Origin of the sequence: Salinicola lusitanus, assembly GCF_038648475.1 — a bacterium.
Classification (GTDB): Bacteria; Pseudomonadota; Gammaproteobacteria; order Pseudomonadales; family Halomonadaceae; genus Salinicola; species Salinicola lusitanus.
Genome location: NZ_CP151919.1, coordinates 696,322 through 713,745, shown reverse-complemented (window position 1 = coordinate 713,745; position 17,424 = coordinate 696,322). Strand labels below are relative to the sequence as shown.

At 64.3% G+C, this 17,424-nt stretch carries 18 protein-coding genes and 1 riboswitch; of the genes, 14 read left to right on the top strand and 4 right to left on the bottom strand.

Annotated features, from left to right (window positions below):
- Nucleotides 1-216: 216 nt before the first annotated feature.
- From AAGT95_RS03260 to AAGT95_RS03250, 3 genes are all read right to left on the bottom strand, one after another.
- On the bottom strand, nt 217-783 hold the full coding sequence (locus AAGT95_RS03260) for an NADPH-dependent FMN reductase (RefSeq protein WP_110598136.1): 567 nt from the start codon (nt 781-783) through the stop codon (nt 217-219).
- 203 nt (nt 784-986) lie between these two features.
- Nucleotides 987-1,817 (bottom strand): alpha/beta fold hydrolase, encoded by an 831-nt coding sequence (locus AAGT95_RS03255; RefSeq protein WP_110598135.1) that lies wholly within the window; start codon nt 1,815-1,817, stop codon nt 987-989.
- A 101-nt stretch (nt 1,818-1,918) separates the two neighbouring features.
- Nucleotides 1,919-2,572: a hydrolase gene (locus AAGT95_RS03250; RefSeq protein ID WP_342595533.1), complete on the bottom strand. Its 654-nt coding sequence runs from the start codon at nt 2,570-2,572 to the stop codon at nt 1,919-1,921.
- A gap of 150 nt (nt 2,573-2,722) precedes the next feature.
- On the opposite strand from AAGT95_RS03250, the gene AAGT95_RS03245 reads away from it, so the two are divergent.
- Nucleotides 2,723-3,622, top strand: coding sequence for a LysR family transcriptional regulator (locus AAGT95_RS03245; RefSeq protein ID WP_342595532.1), 900 nt, complete (start codon nt 2,723-2,725; stop codon nt 3,620-3,622).
- Nucleotides 3,623-3,769: 147 nt separating this feature from the next.
- Here AAGT95_RS03245 and AAGT95_RS03240 read toward each other — a convergent pair whose 3' ends face one another.
- Nucleotides 3,770-4,696 carry a LysR family transcriptional regulator gene (locus AAGT95_RS03240; RefSeq protein ID WP_342595531.1) on the bottom strand — a complete coding sequence of 309 codons (927 nt, stop codon included), beginning with the start codon at nt 4,694-4,696 and terminating at the stop codon, nt 3,770-3,772.
- 210 nt (nt 4,697-4,906) lie between these two features.
- Between AAGT95_RS03240 and AAGT95_RS03235 the strand changes: the two genes are divergently transcribed.
- From AAGT95_RS03235 to AAGT95_RS03175, 13 genes are all read left to right on the top strand, one after another.
- Nucleotides 4,907-5,986: a 4-oxalomesaconate tautomerase gene (locus AAGT95_RS03235; protein ID WP_342595530.1), complete on the top strand. Its 1,080-nt coding sequence runs from the start codon at nt 4,907-4,909 to the stop codon at nt 5,984-5,986.
- Between the two features lie 201 nt (nt 5,987-6,187).
- Nucleotides 6,188-7,297, top strand: coding sequence for a tricarboxylate transporter (locus tag AAGT95_RS03230; RefSeq protein ID WP_342595529.1), 1,110 nt, complete (start codon nt 6,188-6,190; stop codon nt 7,295-7,297).
- A 39-nt stretch (nt 7,298-7,336) separates the two neighbouring features.
- Nucleotides 7,337-9,292, top strand: coding sequence for a tripartite tricarboxylate transporter permease (locus tag AAGT95_RS03225; protein WP_342595528.1), 1,956 nt, complete (start codon nt 7,337-7,339; stop codon nt 9,290-9,292).
- Nucleotides 9,293-9,496: 204 nt separating this feature from the next.
- Complete coding sequence (locus AAGT95_RS03220) at nt 9,497-10,411, top strand: MBL fold metallo-hydrolase (RefSeq protein WP_342595527.1); 915 nt, start codon at nt 9,497-9,499, stop codon at nt 10,409-10,411.
- A gap of 81 nt (nt 10,412-10,492) precedes the next feature.
- Nucleotides 10,493-10,577: riboswitch (Fluoride riboswitch) on the top strand.
- A 102-nt stretch (nt 10,578-10,679) separates the two neighbouring features.
- Complete coding sequence (gene crcB / locus AAGT95_RS03215; protein WP_342595526.1) at nt 10,680-11,081, top strand: fluoride efflux transporter CrcB; 402 nt, start codon at nt 10,680-10,682, stop codon at nt 11,079-11,081.
- Nucleotides 11,078-11,413 (top strand): DUF190 domain-containing protein, encoded by a 336-nt coding sequence (locus AAGT95_RS03210; protein WP_110598127.1) that lies wholly within the window; start codon nt 11,078-11,080, stop codon nt 11,411-11,413. Before crcB ends, AAGT95_RS03210 begins: the two co-directional genes overlap by 4 nt.
- 95 nt (nt 11,414-11,508) lie before the next feature.
- Nucleotides 11,509-11,859, top strand: a complete 351-nt coding sequence (locus AAGT95_RS03205) for an ArsR/SmtB family transcription factor (RefSeq protein ID WP_110598126.1) — start codon at nt 11,509-11,511, stop codon at nt 11,857-11,859.
- A 7-nt stretch (nt 11,860-11,866) separates the two neighbouring features.
- Nucleotides 11,867-12,283 carry an arsenate reductase (glutaredoxin) gene (arsC, locus tag AAGT95_RS03200; RefSeq protein WP_342595525.1) on the top strand — a complete coding sequence of 139 codons (417 nt, stop codon included), beginning with the start codon at nt 11,867-11,869 and terminating at the stop codon, nt 12,281-12,283.
- Between the two features lie 22 nt (nt 12,284-12,305).
- Nucleotides 12,306-13,058 carry an arsenical resistance protein ArsH gene (arsH, locus tag AAGT95_RS03195; protein WP_342596574.1) on the top strand — a complete coding sequence of 251 codons (753 nt, stop codon included), beginning with the start codon at nt 12,306-12,308 and terminating at the stop codon, nt 13,056-13,058.
- 69 nt (nt 13,059-13,127) lie between these two features.
- Nucleotides 13,128-14,438 carry an arsenic transporter gene (locus tag AAGT95_RS03190; RefSeq protein WP_342595524.1) on the top strand — a complete coding sequence of 437 codons (1,311 nt, stop codon included), beginning with the start codon at nt 13,128-13,130 and terminating at the stop codon, nt 14,436-14,438.
- Nucleotides 14,439-14,483: 45 nt separating this feature from the next.
- Nucleotides 14,484-15,674, top strand: coding sequence for a chromate efflux transporter (gene chrA, locus AAGT95_RS03185; protein ID WP_342595523.1), 1,191 nt, complete (start codon nt 14,484-14,486; stop codon nt 15,672-15,674).
- Between the two features lie 318 nt (nt 15,675-15,992).
- Complete coding sequence (locus AAGT95_RS03180; protein WP_342595522.1) at nt 15,993-16,457, top strand: DUF2243 domain-containing protein; 465 nt, start codon at nt 15,993-15,995, stop codon at nt 16,455-16,457.
- Complete coding sequence (locus AAGT95_RS03175) at nt 16,454-17,224, top strand: cytochrome c oxidase assembly protein (protein WP_342595521.1); 771 nt, start codon at nt 16,454-16,456, stop codon at nt 17,222-17,224. Before AAGT95_RS03180 ends, AAGT95_RS03175 begins: the two co-directional genes overlap by 4 nt.
- The last annotated feature ends 200 nt before the right edge of the window (nt 17,225-17,424 follow it).

The following is a 17,424-nucleotide window of genomic DNA, read 5'->3' as shown; positions in this document are numbered from 1 at the left end:
CCGACGGCGTGCCTCGGAGAGATGCCGGACGGAGGGGCTCGGTCTCTCAATCGTCAGGCCCATGCTGACAGTTTCTTCGCGGCGGCTGCATCGGTCGCAGGCGGTGTCTTGACTCGGCGATCATCGCCCCCGGGCCAGTCGAGAATCCCGTTCATCGAGCTGATCCTCGCTTGTCGATTCCCGCACCGGCCGAGTCTTCCGGCTCTAGCTGGGAACTCAACGCTCCCTGGTATGGGACCGAACGTGAACGACGAACTTCGCCAGATAAGCCTGCAGGCGGTCTCTTACCTCGGTATCGACGAGATTGCCATCATCATCAAAATTCTGACCCGCACGTGACACGACCAATCGCTCGCCGGACCAGAGGTCGACGCCAAGCATCCGCAGCACGGGAAGCCAGGCATCCTGTGCCAACAAGGTCCCGAAAGCACCCGGTGAGGCTCCAATCACCGCGAATGGCTTGCCACCAAAAACTCGCGGAATGTCGGTCGCGGGTCGTGAGGCCCAGTCGATGGCATTCTTGAATACACCAGGAATGCCGTTGTTGTATTCCGGCGTGGCCAGAATCACGCCGTCGGCCGCCGCTATCGCGCGCTTGAGATCGTCGACTGCCGGAGGAGTGCCCGATTGGGCTTCCTCATCCGTGTTGAGAAGCGGGATGCCTGCGATGCTTTTCACTTCAAGCCTCGTGCCATCAGGCATCATTTCCGCTGCCGCTCGTAGCAGACCGAGATTGAAAGAGGCATGCCGCAGGCTTCCCGCTATACCCACAATTTGAGTCATCGCTGTTCACCCAAGAAAGAGAAAAGTGGTCAAGATATGGCGGCCCCTGGACGGGGCTGGCCACAATAAGGGGGGGACGACGATGCCACCCCCGAAGCAGTCCGCGTCTTCACGGCAATGCTCCATGCTGGCCATTGCATTCGTGGCTCGAAACCGGCGCGGATTTTTACTGAGATGCCAGCGGCGGCTGGTCATCCCCGGTTTCAGCTCTGGAAGAATCCCATCAGGTCGGCGTTGATGAGCTCTGGGTGCGTGGCGAACATCCCGTGCGACAGGCCGGGGTAGGTCTTCAGTATGCCGTTGGGCAACAGCTCGATCGCCTGGCGAGCCGTGGCATCGACCGGCACCACCTGGTCATCCTCTCCGTGCATCAGCAGCACCGGCAGGGACACCGCCTTCAGATCGTCGGTGAAGTCGGTTTCCGAGAAGGCGGCGATGCAGTCGAAGTGAGCTTTCGCGCTGCCCATCATTCCCTGACGCCACCAGTTCCTGATCAATCCCTCGCTGATTTCGGCACCCTCGCGGTTGAAGCCGTAGAAGGGGCCACTGGGCACGTCGAGAAAAAACTGCGCGCGATTGTGCGAAAGCGCCTGCCGGAATCCATCGAACACCTCCATCGGCAAGCCTTCCGGATGTCGTGGTGTCGCCAGCATGATCGGCGTCACGGCACCTATCAGCACGGCTTTGGCGACACGGCCCGACTCGCTGCGGGCGACATAGCGGATGACCTCCCCGCCCCCCGTCGAGTGGCCGACATGAATCGCTTTCTTCAGATCGAGTTCGCGTGCCAGGGTCGCGACATCTGCCGCATAGGTATCCATGTCGTTCCCCGTGTCGGGCTGCTCGGAACGACCATGTCCGCGTCGATCGAATGCGATGACGCGATAGCCTCGGGACAGAAAGAACAGCATCTGGCTGTCCCAGTCGTCCGACGATAATGGCCAGCCATGGTGAAAGACGATGGGCTGGGCCGTTTTCGACCCCCAGTCCTTGTAGAAGAGCTTGATGCCGTCCTGCGTCGTGATTGTCGCCATCGGGATAGTCTCTTGTTCAGCGTGGTTCGGTGTCGTTACTGCGTAGTGGCGGGCGACGGACCTCGACGGCTCGCGTCCGAGGCCCGCCACGCCCCAAGGGATCAGTCCGCGTTGCCGGGCACCGGCGTATTGAGCAGTTGCTGTTCCCAGAGATAGGCGATGCCGCTGCCGCTGAAGTGCTGGACGAGAATCTCGGTCAGTTCCTCGACATGCTCGGTGCGAGCCCAGTCGCGCTGCCATTCGCCGGCGAGCGCCATCACGGTCATCGGGTTGGCACCGGCGGCGATCATGCGCTGGACCGCCACCTCGTGAGACTCCTTCGAAATTCCGCCCGACGCATCGGTGATCACGGTCACGTCCCAGCCTTCGCCGGCAGCCTGGATGACAGGCATGGCGACGCAGACTTCGGTCCACAGCCCGGCGATGATCAACTGCTTGCGGCCGGTCGCCTTGACCGCCTCCACCACATTCTCGTCCTGCCAAGTGTTCACCCAGGTGCGATCGATGACTTCCTGGTCCGGAAAGACATCGGTGATCTGTGGAAACAGCAGACCACCGCGCCCCGCGATGACGCTGGTGAGAATGGTCGGCACATCGAAGGCCTTTGCCAACTTCGCCAGCGCCGTCGTGGAGTTGACCACGGCTTGTGGGTCGTGGCTGTTCAGGTTCGCGAGCTGGTAAGGCTGATGGTCGATCAGGACGAGTACCGAATCTTCAGGGCGAAGGAGCGATTCAAGGCCGTTGCGAAAGGTCATGGCGATTCTCCATATCTGTCATGATGGTTGGATTGTTGTACGAGGAGGCGGCGCCATCCGCGACGCTGCCTGGAGGGACATTGCCGTTCGTGGAGCGGATTCGGTAGTGGTCATCCGTGTCTTGCTGTGTCGCGAAATGGGGAACGCGAAATGGATATCGAAGAGCTGCAGACGTTCGTGGAAATCGCCGACGCGGGAGGTGTTTCGCCCGCCGCTCGGCGGCTTGGCGTCTCCAAGTCGATCGTCAGTCGGCGGTTGTCGCGGCTCGAATCGGAGTTGGGGGTCCAGCTTCTGGCACGAACGACCCGCGGCGCCGCGCTTACCGAAGCCGGCGCCACGTTTCGTGACTATGCAGCGAGAGTCTGCGCCGAGATCGACGTGGCCAGGGAAACGATCCTTCCCGCCGGCGATCTTCGCGGCCGCTTGCGTGTCGCCGCTCCGCTATCCTTCGGCCCGACGCACTTCGCCCCCGTGCTGGCGGAAATGGCGCGGCGTCACCCGCGGCTTCATATCCACACCAGCTACAGCGACCGCTTCGTGGACCTGGTCTCGGAGGGCTTTGATTGCGCGATACGGGTCGGCTACCTGCAGGACTCGGACCTGGTCGCGAGACGCGTCGGGCCGATCTCCGGGAAGCTCGTCGCCAGCCCGAGCTATATCGCGGCGCATGGCGCGCCCGCAACGCCGGACGAACTCGTCGAGCATCAGGCCCTCATGCAAGGTACCGAGGCCTGGCAACTCCTGGATGGCGACAGGACCATCACGGTTCGTCCGCAGGGCAGCTTCAAGGCCGACAACGGTCTCGCCCTGGTCGCCGCGGCCGTCGCCGGGCTCGGGATCGGCTACCTGCCCGATTGCCTCACCCATGAGCACGTGGCCAGCGGGGCGCTGGTACCGGTAATGACGGATCATCCGCCCCCGCCGGCAGGAGCCTACGTCGTCCGGCCGCCAGGCCAGTATCCTGCCCGCAAGATCCGCGTCCTCACCGAACTGCTGATCGAGAGCTTCGAACAGACTCCGCAGCAATGGGGTTTGGATATCGACGCATGAGCGGTTCGATACCTCGTCCCGGCCAGGCCTGGGCCGGCATGGCCGTGGACGCGGCTTGACCTGTCGTGAATAGGGTCGATCACCTCGACCTTGCCCTGGTCACGTCGCAAGGGCTCCGCGGGCGATCGGTCGACGGGAATTGCATCGTTACAAGTTGATCGGTCCGGTGCCGCCTTCAATGCCGCCCTTGTCCCAGTGTTTCAGCAGCGTCTCGACGAAGCGTTCCGCCGCCGGTGAGAGCGCGCTATCCCGTCGCCTCACCATGCCCAGGGTCCGTTTCACCAGCGGCTCGACCAGGGGGCGCTGAACCAGCAGCGGGTGTTCCTGATCGGGCATCGACAAGCGGGGGACCGCCGCCACGCCCAGTCCGGCCTCGACCATGCCGAGCGAGGTCGACAGGTGCTGGACCTCGTAGAACCAGCTCGGCCGCTGGGTCAGCGACGAGAGTTCGTGGTCCAGCAGCATCCGGTTGCCGCTCATCTTTCCCACCCCGATCAGCTTGTGCTCGCTGAGCTCGCTCCAGGTGACGCTGCCATGCGCCGCCAGCGGATGGTCGTGCCGGCACACCAGCACGAACGGCTCGACGACCAGGGGAGTAAAGACGATATCGGGGTGATGCCCGCTGAGCATGTTGATGCCGAATTCCGCCTCGCCGCTCAATACGGCACCGAGTCCGTCGTTCGCGCTCAGGTCGAGAAGGCGAATTCGGATATTGGGATAGCGGGCGTTGTACTCACGGATGACGGCCGGCAGGAAATAGAACGCGGCGGTGGGTATGCAGGCCAGCGTGATCTGGCCGATTCGGTTCTCGGCCAGGGCGCGAATGTTGAACAGCGCATGGTCGAACTCATCCACCAGTCGTTTGGCCTGGGGGAAGAAGTCCCGCCCCACGGTGGTGAGCGAAACGCTGCGCGTCGTGCGCGCCAATAGCGGCGTGCCCAGGATGGATTCCAGCTTCTTGATGCGTCGGCTCAGGGCGGGCTGGGAGAGGTTGAGCGACTGCGCCGCCGCCTGGAAGCTCTCCAGTTCCGCGACCTTGAGGAACGCCTGAATCTGTTGCAGCTCATAGTTCATTGGTCGAATACCGGCCCGGCAAACCTTGCTGGGAAATGTAGCGGCTGAATCATTTTCATAATAAATATCAAGTGCTTGCTTGTTTTCAGTCTATTGATGCGCCTGTTGCATTAATCGTCACGATAATTGCATTGGATCACTCGATACAAGCGTGCGAGCTTGCCCTCCACCAGTGGCCGCGGGTTGGCCGAAACGTGGAAGGAGCGATCTATGCAAGCCATTCCCTGCGTGCTGATGCGCGGTGGTACGTCGAAGGGCCCGGTATTCCTGGGTAGCGATCTGCCCCGGGATCCTGCCCGGCGCGACGAGATGCTGCTGGCGCTGATGGGGTCGGGCAACGAACTGGAAGTGGACGGCATCGGCGGCGGTTACCCGCAGACCAGCAAGGTCGCCATCGTGTCGCCCTCGCCGGAGCCCGGCATCGATGTGGATTACCTGTTCGTCCAGGTCATGGTCGAACAGCGGCGCGTGGATACCTCCCCCAACTGCGGCAACATGCTGAGCGCGGTCGGCCCCTTCGCCATCGAACAAGGGCTGGTGGCGGCCCAGGGCGATGTCACGCGGGTCACCATTCGCAACGTCAACACCCAGAGTGTCATCGACGCCGATATCCAGACGCCGGGTGGACGGGTCACTTACGTCGGCGAGACGCACATCGACGGCGTCCCCGGCACCGCCGCGCCGGTGTTGCTGGAGTTTCGCAATGCCGTGGGAGCGAAGACCGGTGAGCTCTATCCCACCGGCCAGCCACGAGACGTGATCGACGGCCTCGAGGTGACCTGTCTCGACGCCGCCATGCCCATGGTGCTCATCCGGGCGACGGATCTCGGCAAGTGGGGTGATGAGTCGCCGGCCGAACTCGATGGGGATCGCGAGCTGATGGCCAGGCTGGAGTCGATCCGGCAACAGGCCGGGGCCGCCATGGGACTGGGCGATGTCGCCGACAAGGTGATTCCCAAGCCCGTCCTGATCAGTGCGCCGCAAGCGGGCGGTATTTTGCAGGTGCGCTATTTCATGCCGCACCGGTGCCATCGTGCGCTTGCCATCACCGGTGCGGTAGGGCTTGCCGTGGCGTGTGCCGACAGCCGCGGTATCACCGACGGCCTCGCCGGGGTGCCGGACGACAGCGGACTGATGGAGTTCGAGCATCCGAGCGGCCGGTTGAACGTGGTCAGCCATTGGCCTGCGGGGCAGCAGTGGCCGCGCTGCTCGCTGGTGCGTACCGCTCGCCGGCTGTTCAGCGGTTCGGTATTCGTCCCGGAAACGCTGGAGCTGGATGCCGCCGGCTGAAGGCGTCGGACATCGGACACCCCATCCAAGGAAATACTGAATAAATCGACGAGCAGGGTGCAGCGCAAGGCGCACGGAGCGCAGAAGGCGAGACATAACGTGGGGTTAGGCGAGTCTTCGAGCACCGCGCAACGCAGCGATTCGCCTGCGCAGGCATTTATGCAGTGTTTTCCCAACACAACACCAAGAGAAGGAGAGGATATGCACGCCAAGCCAACACTCTCGCGACTGCCTTGCCGGCGCTGGTGGATCGTCTTCGCGCTGGCGCTGTTACCGCTGTTCGCCGAAGCCGACGACGACCAGCCCACGCCCGACACGCTGACCTGGACCGTGCCGTTCGGGGTCGGCGGGGGCACCGATGTCTGGGCGCGCTTCATGTCGCACTGGATGGCGCAGTCGCTGCCCTCGCATCCCGCCATCGTCATCGACAACGTGCCCGGGGGCGGTTCGATCACCGGTACCAATCTTTTCTATACCCGCGCCCAGCCCAATGGCGAGGAGATGCTGGTCACTTCGGCCTCCACCCAGTTCCCGGCCATGCTCGAGGATCCGCGGGTCCGCTTCGATTACGCCAAGTGGACGCCGATCATTGCCGCGCCCACCGGCGGCGTGGTCTACGTCCAGCCGCGCTTCGGCAAGGAGACCGGCGAGATCCTCGACAATCTGCGCGAGGAGCCGACGAAGTTCGCGATGCAGACGCCGACCGGGCTCGAGATGCCGGTGATGCTGGCATTCGACATGCTGGGCCTGGCGGTCGAGCCGGTCTTCGGCATGCGCAGTCGTGGCGAGGGGCGTCTGGCGTTCGAGCGCGGAGAGGCCGGGGTCGATTTCCAGACCACCTCGGCCTACTTCAGCAGCGTCACGCCGCTGGTCGAATCCGGCCAGGCCGTGCCGCTCTTTTCGCTGGGCGTGATGAATGACGAGGGCGTCATCGTGCGTGACCCCGCCTTCCCCGATCTGCCCACGTTCTCGGAACTCTATCTGGCCCAGCCCGGCGCCAGTCGGGACGACGTCGCCTACGAGGTCTTCCACAAGTTCTTCGCCTCCGGCTACGCCCTGCAGAAGCTGCTGCTGGTGCCCAAGCAGGTCGACGCCAGGCTGCTGGCGCGCTACCGCGACGGTGCCAAGGCGCTGATGACGAACGAGGACTTTCTGGCCGCCGCGCGTCAGCAGGTCGGGCCGTACGAGCCGGTCGTGGGAGAGGTCGCCGCCAGGCAGCTGGCATCAGCGATGGAACTCAGCGATGCCCGCCGTCAATGGGTCGTCGACTGGCTCAAGGATCGTTACGGCGTGCGGGTCGTGACGCGTTAACTGATTCGTCGTCGCCGAGACGGTAGAGGAGACAACACAATGATAGATGCCTTGGTTGCGAGTTTAGGCGAGGTATTCAGTGCCTCGCATCTGGTCTACATGGGTCTGGGGGTGATGATCGGTCTGCTGGTCGGCATCATTCCCGGGCTGGGCGGGATTGCTGGCATGGCGCTGCTGCTGCCGTTTCTCTACGGCATGGAGCCGGGGTTGGCGCTGGGCATGCTGATGGGCATGATCGCGGTCATTCCTACGGGAGACACGTTCACCTCGGTGCTGATGGGGATCCCCGGTTCGAGCGCCTCACAGGCCACCGTGATGGACGGCTTCCCGTTGGCCAAGAAGGGCCAGGCGGCGCGGGCGCTGGCCAGCGCCTTCCTGTCGTCGCTGTGCGGCGGCGTCATCGGCGCCATCGTGCTGACCGGGTTCATCCTGGTCGCGCGGCCGCTGGTGCTGGCGTTCTCGTCGGCGGAGCTGTTCGTGCTGACGCTGCTGGGGCTGGCCATGATCGCGGTGCTCTCCGGCGACAGCCTGTTCAAGGGCATGGCTGCCTGCGGCCTGGGGTTGCTGGCCGGAGCGATCGGGACGGCGCCGGCGACCGGCGAGTTTCGCCTCAACCTGGGCGTCGAGTATCTGTTCGACGGCATCCCGCTGATCGTCGTGGGGCTGGCGGTCTTCGCGTTACCGGAGATCGTCGATCTGCTCATCCGGCGCGGCAGCATCGCCCGGGAGCAGACTTCACTGGGCCACGGGTGGCGCCAGGGCATTCGCGACGTCGTCGACAATCGCGGCCTGGTCGCCAAGTGCGCCGGCATGGGGAGCCTCATCGGCACCATCCCCGGGCTCGCCGGCTCGGTCGTCGACTGGCTCACCTACGCGTTCGCATCGAAGACGGCCAAGGGCGAGAAGCATTTCGGCCACGGCGACATTCGCGGCGTCATCGCGCCGGAGTCGGCCAACAACGCCTGTGCCTGCGGGGCCATGGTGCCGACGCTGCTGTTCGGCGTGCCGGGGTCGGGCACGGCGGCGATCTTTCTGGGCGGACTGCTGCTGCTGGGCCTCGAGCCCGGGGTGAGCATGATCACCACTCACCTGGACCTCACCTACACCATCATCTGGTCGCTGGCGCTGGCCAATATCCTCGGTGCCGCACTGTGCCTGATGCTGGCGCGGCCGGTCGCCCAGCTCACGCGCATCCCCTTCGTGCTGCTGGCGCCGGTGATCACCACGCTGATCCTGTTTGCCGCCTTTCAGGCCACTCGTTCGTTGGGAGACTGGTACACCCTGGTCGCCGTCGGCGCCATCGGGCTACTGTTCAAGCAGGCCGGCTGGTCCCGTCCCGCTTTCCTGATCGGCTTCGTGCTCGCACCGGGTGCCGAGACCTACTTCTATCAGAGCGTGCAGTTTCATGGCATGGCGGCGTTTCTTCGCCCCGGGGTCATCATCATTCTGGCATTGATCGCGCTGGCGTTTGCCTTCCCGCTGATCAGGCGGTTGCTCCAGCGACGACGGCAGCCGCTGGCGGTGGGCGCCGACGTCAACCGCCAGACGGCCGACTCGCCGGCGCCGACCTTCGGCAAGATCGATCTGGTGCTGGTCGCGGGCATGCTCGCACTGGCGGCCGGTGCCTGGTACGACGTCAGCGGCATGTCGATGATCGGTGGCATCTTCCCGATGCTGGCCATCGCGATCATGGCCGTCGGCGCGCTGCTGGCCGGCGCCCAGGCGTGGAAGGGGCAGGCGACCTGGGTCAGCCAGCCCATCGCCCAGCCACTGGTCTGGCTCGGTGGGCTACTGGCCCTGATCGTCGTGGCCTCGCTACTCGGCTTCATCAGCACTGCGGTCCTCATGACGCTGTGCTTCATCCGGTTCGTTGCCAAGGCACGCTGGCCGGCGGCGCTGCTGATCGCCATCGGCATTGGAATCTTCCTGCTCGGCATGCAGGCACTGCTGAACCTGCACTATCCCACGGGATGGCTGGACGCGATGCTGTTCTAAGCTGTCGCTCGTAGGGAGACTGAAGGACAACATCACCAAGACCAGCACGGCACCGGTGACACCGGTGCCGTTTTTTTGCCTAGAGAGCGATTATGCCCAGGAGGCATAACCGCAGGCGCCAAACGAGTCTTCATGTCAGAAATCGATATAACGTTATAACTGTACAGGCGTTACGCTAGGGGTAGGCTTTCCCAAGGAGTCGCCATGAAGACCTTCGCTCTCTCTCGGGGAGATGCAAACGGAGCCCGACCTGATGTCGCTGGCTTCTTCGATCCCCGCACCTTCAGCATCCAGTACGTCGTCAGCGACCCCGCCACGTGCCGTTGCGCGATCATCGATCCGGTACTCGACTACGATGAGAAATCCGGCGCCACGGCCACGTTCCAGGCCGATGAGCTCTTGGCCTACATCGAGCGGGAAGGACTCGCGGTGGCGTGGATCTTGGATACCCATCCCCACGCGGATCACTTCTCCGCCGCACGCTATCTGCATGACAAGACCGGCGCGCCGACGGCAATCGGCGCCCAGGTGGTCGAGGTCCAGGCGCTCTGGAAAACCATCTACCACTGGCCGGACCTGCAGGACGACGGCAGCCAGTGGGACCATCTGTTCGATGACGGGGACACCTTCAAGCTGGGCGAGATCGACTGTCGCGTGATGCACTCGCCGGGCCATACGCCGGCCTCGATCACCTATGTGATCGGCGATGCGGCCTTCGTTCACGACACCCTGTTCCAGCCCGACTTCGGTACCGCCCGTGCCGACTTCCCCGGCGGTAGTGCGCACCAGCTGTGGCACTCGATCCAGGCGATCCTGGCACTGCCCGACCAGACGCGCCTGTTCACCGGTCACGACTACATGCCCGACGACCGCGAACCGCAGTGGGAAAGCACGGTGCGCGAGCAGCGCGAGACCAACAGGCATCGCCTGAATGAGAGCAGCGAGACCGAGTACGTCGAGCTGCGTCATCGCCGCGACAGCGAATTGCCGATGCCGAAGCTGATCCTGCATGCGCTGCAGGTCAATATACTCGGCGGGCGGCTTCCCGAGCCGGAGAGCAACGGCAAGCGCTATCTGAAGATTCCGCTCGACGCCCTGAAAGGTGCCGCGTGGGAGTGAGAAGGCGCCATTCTGCGTATCAACAGGGCAGAGCGGCTTACCGGGACTGCCAGTGGCGCGTCCGTCGCCTTCGGTGCTAAGGTCTTCGTGGGAGATGGCATGCCTCCCGAGCGGCTTTCCCGCCCGCTCGAACCACCGTCTATCGGTTAATGATGCCTGCGAGGCGCTTCGGTCGAGGCGTGTCAGCAGGTGTCCGTATTTCCTTCCCTGCTGGCTCGCCTCCTCGAGCGGATCATTTCATCAAAAGGATCTATCGAGGACGTCAGGTATGTGGTTGTCCGTATTGTCGATCGGGGCCGGTGCCGCGATCGGTGCGAATCTGCGATGGCTGTTGGGCGTCTGGCTCAACGCCCTGTTTCCGGCGATTCCGCCCGGCACCCTGGTGGCGAACCTGCTGGGGGCGTGGCTGATCGGTATCGGCATCGCGTTTTTCGCGCAACTGCCCTCGTTGTCGCCGGAGCTCCGGCTGTTCGTGATCACCGGTTTCCTGGGCGCGCTGACCACCTTTTCCACCTTCTCCGCCGAGATGTTCGGCAACATCCAGGCGGGGCGCTACGGCATGGCGCTGCTGGGCATCGGCATTCACGTGCTGGGCTCGCTCGCCATGACCGGCCTGGGTTTTCTGACCTACGGCGTCATCCAGAACCTGCTGGGAGGATCGCAATCATGAATCGGCTCAAGAGCGGTTATGAAGTGATATTCATCGTGCCGGAGTCGCGTCGGCATGAGGGCAAGCGTGTCTACGACTGGATCGTCGAGACCGCGAAGAGCCTGGGCATCGGCCGGATGACCCAGCGCGGCGACGTCGAGGGGACCGGGGCGGATGGCAAGCTGCACTCCGCCCATTTCTTCGACCTGGCCGACCAGCCCATCGAGCTGATGTACGCGATGGACGAGGAGACGGCGGAGCGCTTCGTGACGGCCGTCGAGGCAACGGGGGCACCGGTCTTCTGCATCTGCCGTCCCGTCCACTTCGGTCAGTTGAACGACAAGAGCGACTGAGATCGGCGCAACCGATGGCTCCTGAGGGAGCCAATTCCGTTGGATCTCTCTCCAATGCCATTGCCAGGGCTTGATATGTCTTATATTCTGGACATATGGAAATAAAGAGCGCTATCGACAGTTTCGCCGCCCTGTCCCAGGAGACGAGGCTCGAGGCCTACCGGCTGCTGGTGAGCCATGAACCCGAGGGGCTTCCCGCCGGCGAGATCGCGCGTCAGCTCGACGTGCCGCACAACACCCTGTCCGCCCATCTCTCGGTGCTGGCGCGGGCGGGGTGGGTCGTCTCCCGGCGGCAGAGCCGGTCGATCATCTACCGCGCCAACCTCTCTCACATGAGCGAGACGATCCGGTTCCTGGTTCGCGATTGCTGCGCCGGGCACCCGGAGGCCTGTGAACCTTTTCTGACCTGTTCCCCCGGTGACTGGAACACCGAAGACAAACCGTGAGGGCGCCATGAAACCGTTGATCTATCACAACCCCGCCTGTGGTACGTCGCGCAACACGCTGGCCATGATCGAGGCCTCCGGCGAGACGCCGGACGTGATCGAGTACTTGAACACGCCGCCCACTCGCGAGCGCCTGGTCGAGCTGATCGCGATGATGGGCATCACGCCGCGAGAGCTGCTGCGCCGCAAGGGCACGCCGTTCGAGGAACTCGGCCTCGACGATCCGGCCCTGAGCGATGACCGGCTGATCGACGCGATGATGGCGCATCCGATCCTGATCAACCGGCCGATCGTGGTGACCGACAAGGGGGCCCGGCTGTGCCGACCTTCGGAGCTTGTGCTGGCGCTGCTGGCCAACCCGGTGGCGACGTTCACCAAGGAAGACGGCGAAGTGGTGCGTGCCGATGGGGCAGTGCATGAGTGATGGGGAGATGAACGACGAGGTCATGAATGACAGCGGCGCGCGCGAAGTGAGTGATTCGGTCGATCTCGACGACCTGCCCAATATCGATCCGGATAAGTTGCAGCCGATCGATATCGAGGCGCTGGTGGGGGCCGACGCGCCGCGCCATCCGCCGCGAATTCTGGTGCTCTACGGCTCGCTGCGCGAGCGCGCCTTCTCGCGGCTGGCATCCGAGGAGGCGGGCCGGCTGCTGCGCTGGTACGGCTGCGAGGTGAAAACCTTCAATCCTTCCGGTCTGCCGCTGCCGGACGATGCCGAGGCGGAGCACCCCAAGGTACGGGAGCTGCGTGATCTCGCCGAGTGGTCCGACGGCATGCTGTGGGTCAGTCCGGAGCGTCATGGCGCCATGACCGGGGTCATGAAGGCCCAGATCGACTGGATTCCGCTGTCGCTGGGCGGCGTTCGCCCGACCCAGGGCAAGACGCTGGCGGTGATGGAGGTTTCCGGCGGCAGCCAGAGCTTCAATGCGGTCAACCAGATGCGGATCCTGGGGCGCTGGATGCGGATGATCACCATCCCCAACCAGTCATCCGTACCCAAGGCATTCACCGAGTTCGACGACGCCGGACGGATGAAACCCTCGCCGCTCTACATGAGAGTCGTCGATGTCTGCGAGGAACTGGTGAAGTTCACCTGGCTGACGCGGGAACGCTCGGCCTATCTCACCGATCGCTATTCCGAGCGGGTCGAGAGCGCGGAAGCGCTCTCGCGTCGCGTCAATCAAGGCACTCACTAGAACGTACAGGCTAAGCGTACTCACTAAACGTAATTGCTAAAAAGCACTCACTGAACGCAGGGGCATTCGATGCTGGCACTGGCTATTTTCGTCGTCACCCTGATCCTGGTGATCTGGCAGCCCAAGGGTCTGGGAATCGGCTGGAGCGCCCTCGGCGGGGCGCTGGTGGCACTGCTGGCGGGCGTGGTGCGGCTCTCCGATGTCGGCGTGGTGTGGGATATCGTCTGGGATGCGACCTTCACCTTCGTCGCCCTGATCGTCATCTCGCTGATCCTGGACGAAGCCGGATTCTTCGCCTGGGCGGCGCTGCATGTCGCCCGCTGGGGCAACGGTCGCGGGCATCTGCTGTTCCCGCTGGTGGTGGTGCTGGGCGCGGTGATCGCGGCGTTCTTCGCCAACGACGGCGCGGCGCTGCTGCTGACGCCGATCGTGATCGCGATCCTGCTGCGGCTGGACTTCTCGCCGCCGGCGGCGCTGGCGTTCATCATCGCCACCGGCTTCGTCGCCGACACCACCAGCCTGCCGCTGATCATCTCCAACCTGGTCAACATCGTCAGTGCCAACTACTTCGACATCGGCTTCGACCGCTACGCGGCGGTGATGGTGCCGGTCAACCTGGTCTCGCTGGTGGCGACGCTGGGCGTGCTCTGGATCGCCTTCGGCCGACGGATTCCCCGGCGCTACTCGCTCGAAGCACTCGATGCCCCGCGTTCGGCGATCCTGGATCCGCTGATCTTCCGGGCCGCGTTTCCGCTGCTGGCGATGCTGCTCGTGGCCTACTTCGTCACCGCGCCGCTGGGCATTCCCATCGCCTTCGTGACCGGGGCCGCGGCGATCGTGCTGATGGCGATCGCCGGTCGCTGGTGGCAGGGTGGCAAGGGTGCCGCCGTATCGGTCACCGCAGCGCTCAAGGGGGCGCCTTGGCAGATCGTGCTGTTCTCCATCGGCATGTATCTGGTGGTCTACGGGCTGGGCAATGCCGGTCTGACCGACTACGGCGCCCGGGCGCTGCAGTGGCTGGCCGGGCAGGGCAACTTCATCGCCACCGTCGGCACCGGCTTCCTCTCCGCCATCGTCGCCTCGGTGATGAACAACCTGCCGTCGACGCTGGTGGGGGCGCTGGCCATCGACCGGGCCCAGGTGCCGGCGGTGACCCAGGAGCTGATGGTCTACGCCAATGTGATCGGTAACGACCTGGGGCCGAAGTTCACGCCCATCGGCAGCCTGGCGACGCTGCTGTGGCTGCATGTGCTGGCCGGCAAGGGTTACAAGATCGGCTGGGGGCAGTACATGAAGATCGGCCTATTGATCACCCCGCCGGTACTGCTGGCGACGCTCGTCGCGCTGGCGCTGTGGCTGCCTGTCATTTCCACACCGTAAGGTGTGCGGTGATGCCCAAGGTCGCCGCGAACAAGGAGTGTCGACATGACCGGGATTCGGCAGTCCCCCTCCCGCTATGGAGAGATATTTCGGGCGTTTCTGCTGCTCGGGCTGACCTCCTTTGGCGGCCCCATCGCGCACCTGGGGTATTTCCGCGAGGCTTTCGTGGTGCGTCGGGGGTGGCTTTCCGAGCCGGATTTCGCCGATCTCGTCGCGCTGTGCCAGTTCCTGCCCGGTCCCGCCAGCAGCCAGGTCGGCTTTGCGATCGGCCTGCGGCGGGGCGGCCTACCCGGCGCGCTCGCTGCCTGGTTTGCGTTCACGTTGCCCTCGGCCATTGTGCTGGTGCTGTTCGCCTCCGGCGCGTCGGCGCTGGGGGGCGATGTCGGCCAGTCCCTGATTCATGGTCTCAAGCTGGTGGCCGTCGCCGTGGTCGCCAACGCCGTCTGGGGGATGGCCGGGAAGCTGTGTCCCGACCGGCGGCGGGCCGGGATCGCCCTGATTGCCGTATTCATGGCCGTCTTCATCGGCGGGACGACAGGCCAGTTGGGGGCCATCGCGGTGGGAGCCGCTATTGGCGTCTGGCGCTGCCGGCCGGAAACGACGACCCCATCCGACCGCCTCGAGCTCTCCGGGCGCTGGAGCCGATTCGCGCTTGTCCTGTTCTTCCTGCTCCTTCTGCTGCTGCCGCTGGCGGCATCGATGGGGGGAAGCGAGGTCGTCGCGGTTATGGACGCGTTCTACCGGGCCGGAGCGCTCGTCTTCGGTGGCGGGCATGTGGTGCTGCCGCTGCTGCAGGCCGAAGTGGTCGATCCCGGTTGGATTTCTGAGAGCACCTTCCTGACCGGTTACGGGGTCGCGCAGGCCGTGCCGGGTCCGTTATTTACCTTCGCTTCCTATCTGGGTGCGGCGATGGCGCCCGGCGCTCAAGGCTGGTTGCTGGCGGCAGTGGCGACGATCATGATTTTTCTACCGGGCATGCTGTTGCTGGTGGGCGTCCTCCCGCATTGGGACCGGTTGCGCGCCTCGTCGACCGCGCAGCGGCTGATCCAGGGCACGAACGCGGCGGTGGTCGGCATACTGGGGGCCGCGCTGTACGCCCCGATCTGGCAGGGCGCCGTTGTCGAACCGACCGATTTCGCGCTGGCGCTGGCCGGCTTCCTGCTGCTGACGGTATGGCGCTGGCCGGCGTGGCTGGTTGTGATCGCGCTTCCCGTGGGCAGTCTCGTATCGGGCTGACGATTCCAGCGATGAGTGACTGGGTGATATGGGTCTAACGATCAGGGTGGTGTTACACAACGAAACATATCTTCCGCGCTTCTTTAACCTGTATGAACTTCATTGATGGCTTTGAGGCGTACGGTGATCTTGCAGCGTCAGGGAGACGCAGTGCCAAGGAGGGAGTCGCGGGAAGCGATGTTCACAAGGACGCATGGCAGGACGCCATGGCGAGTTGGCAAGGAACTGCCACGATCTAACCCCGGCCCCAGCGGCCGGGGTTTTTTGCATCCTCCTGGGCGTCGAGAAACGAAGATGCATCGGCACGAGGCGATCGATATGAGCGAGCGAGTTCAACGACGAACCGGCGCGACGATGGTGGCCGCCGTCCTGTTGGGCGTCGGCATCATGGCGGCGCTCGACGAGATCGTATTTCATCAGGTACTGGCCTGGCACCACTTCGTCGAGACCGACAACTCGGCGCTGGCGCTGGCCTCGGATGGTCTGCTGCACACGCTGGAGCTGGTAATGCTGGTCGCCGGCACCGCGCTGATGCTGCGACTCCACGAGACCGGACAGCACGCTCCCGGTTATCGAGGCGCCGGGTTTCTGCTGGGGATGGGTGGGTTCCAGCTCTTCGACGGCATCGTCGATCACAAGATCCTGGGGCTCCACCAGGTCCGCTACGTCGATAACTTGGTGGTCTATGACCTCGGCTGGAACCTGGCCGGCCTGCTGCTGCTCGCCATCGGCTACTGGCTGTTGCGCCGGGCCCGACGGGGTGAGGCGCTGAGCCAGCAGTGAACGGGTTCACGCTGGTCTTTGCCACGCTGGCCGCACTCTATGCCTGGGGCTGGTGGCGATCGAAGCGGCTTGGCCGGGGCTGGCCGCTGTGGCGGCTGCTCCTCTTCGTGGGCAGCGCGCTGGCGATCGTCGTGGTGATGTCGCCACCCTCGATGCATTGGGCCCACGACGATTTCCGCGGCCATATGGCGGTGCATCTCGTGGCGGGGATGATCGCGCCGCTGGGGCTGGTGATGGCGGCGCCGGTGAGCCTGGCGCTGAAGAGCGTTCCCGCGCAGTGGGGCAGACGTTGGGTCGGGTTCGTATCCCTGCCTCCCATTCGCGTGTTGAGCCATCCCGTTACGGCGGCGTTGCTCAATACCGGCGGCATGATGGTGTTGTACCTGACCGACCTCTATGCCGCGATGCGCCACTCTCCCGGCTTCGCCCTGTGGTTGCACTGGCATTTCATCATTGCCGGGTGCCTGTTCAGCTGGGCCATTGTCGGGCCGGACCCGGCGCCGAGACGCCCTTCCCTCGAGTGGCGTTTCGGCGTGCTGGTGGTGTCGATGGCGGCACACGCGATGCTGTCCAAATGGATGTATCGATTTCATTTCCCCGCATCGGTGCCGCTCGATCAGGTCCGGCAGGGCGCGGAATTGATGTTCTACGCCGGAGAGCTGCCGGAAGCGCTGCTGGCCTACCTGCTGGCGCGGCAGTGGGTCCGATCGCGCTATCGAGAAGCGGCCGCGGTGCCGGGGCCACGTGGCTCCTCCTCTTGCCCGTAACGCATTTCGAAACCGTGGAGTTGAGTAGCGGGGCCACGCCATGCGCTGGCGGGCTCCCTCAAGTCATCGGATTCGAAGGGCGATGTGACGGATCCCGGTCAGGAGGACGATTGGATTCCGGTTCGCCAGGGGGAAGCGGAAGCGTATCGCTGACTGAACTGGGTCAAGGCTCTGGCGCGGAAAGCGGCGTTGACTACGCT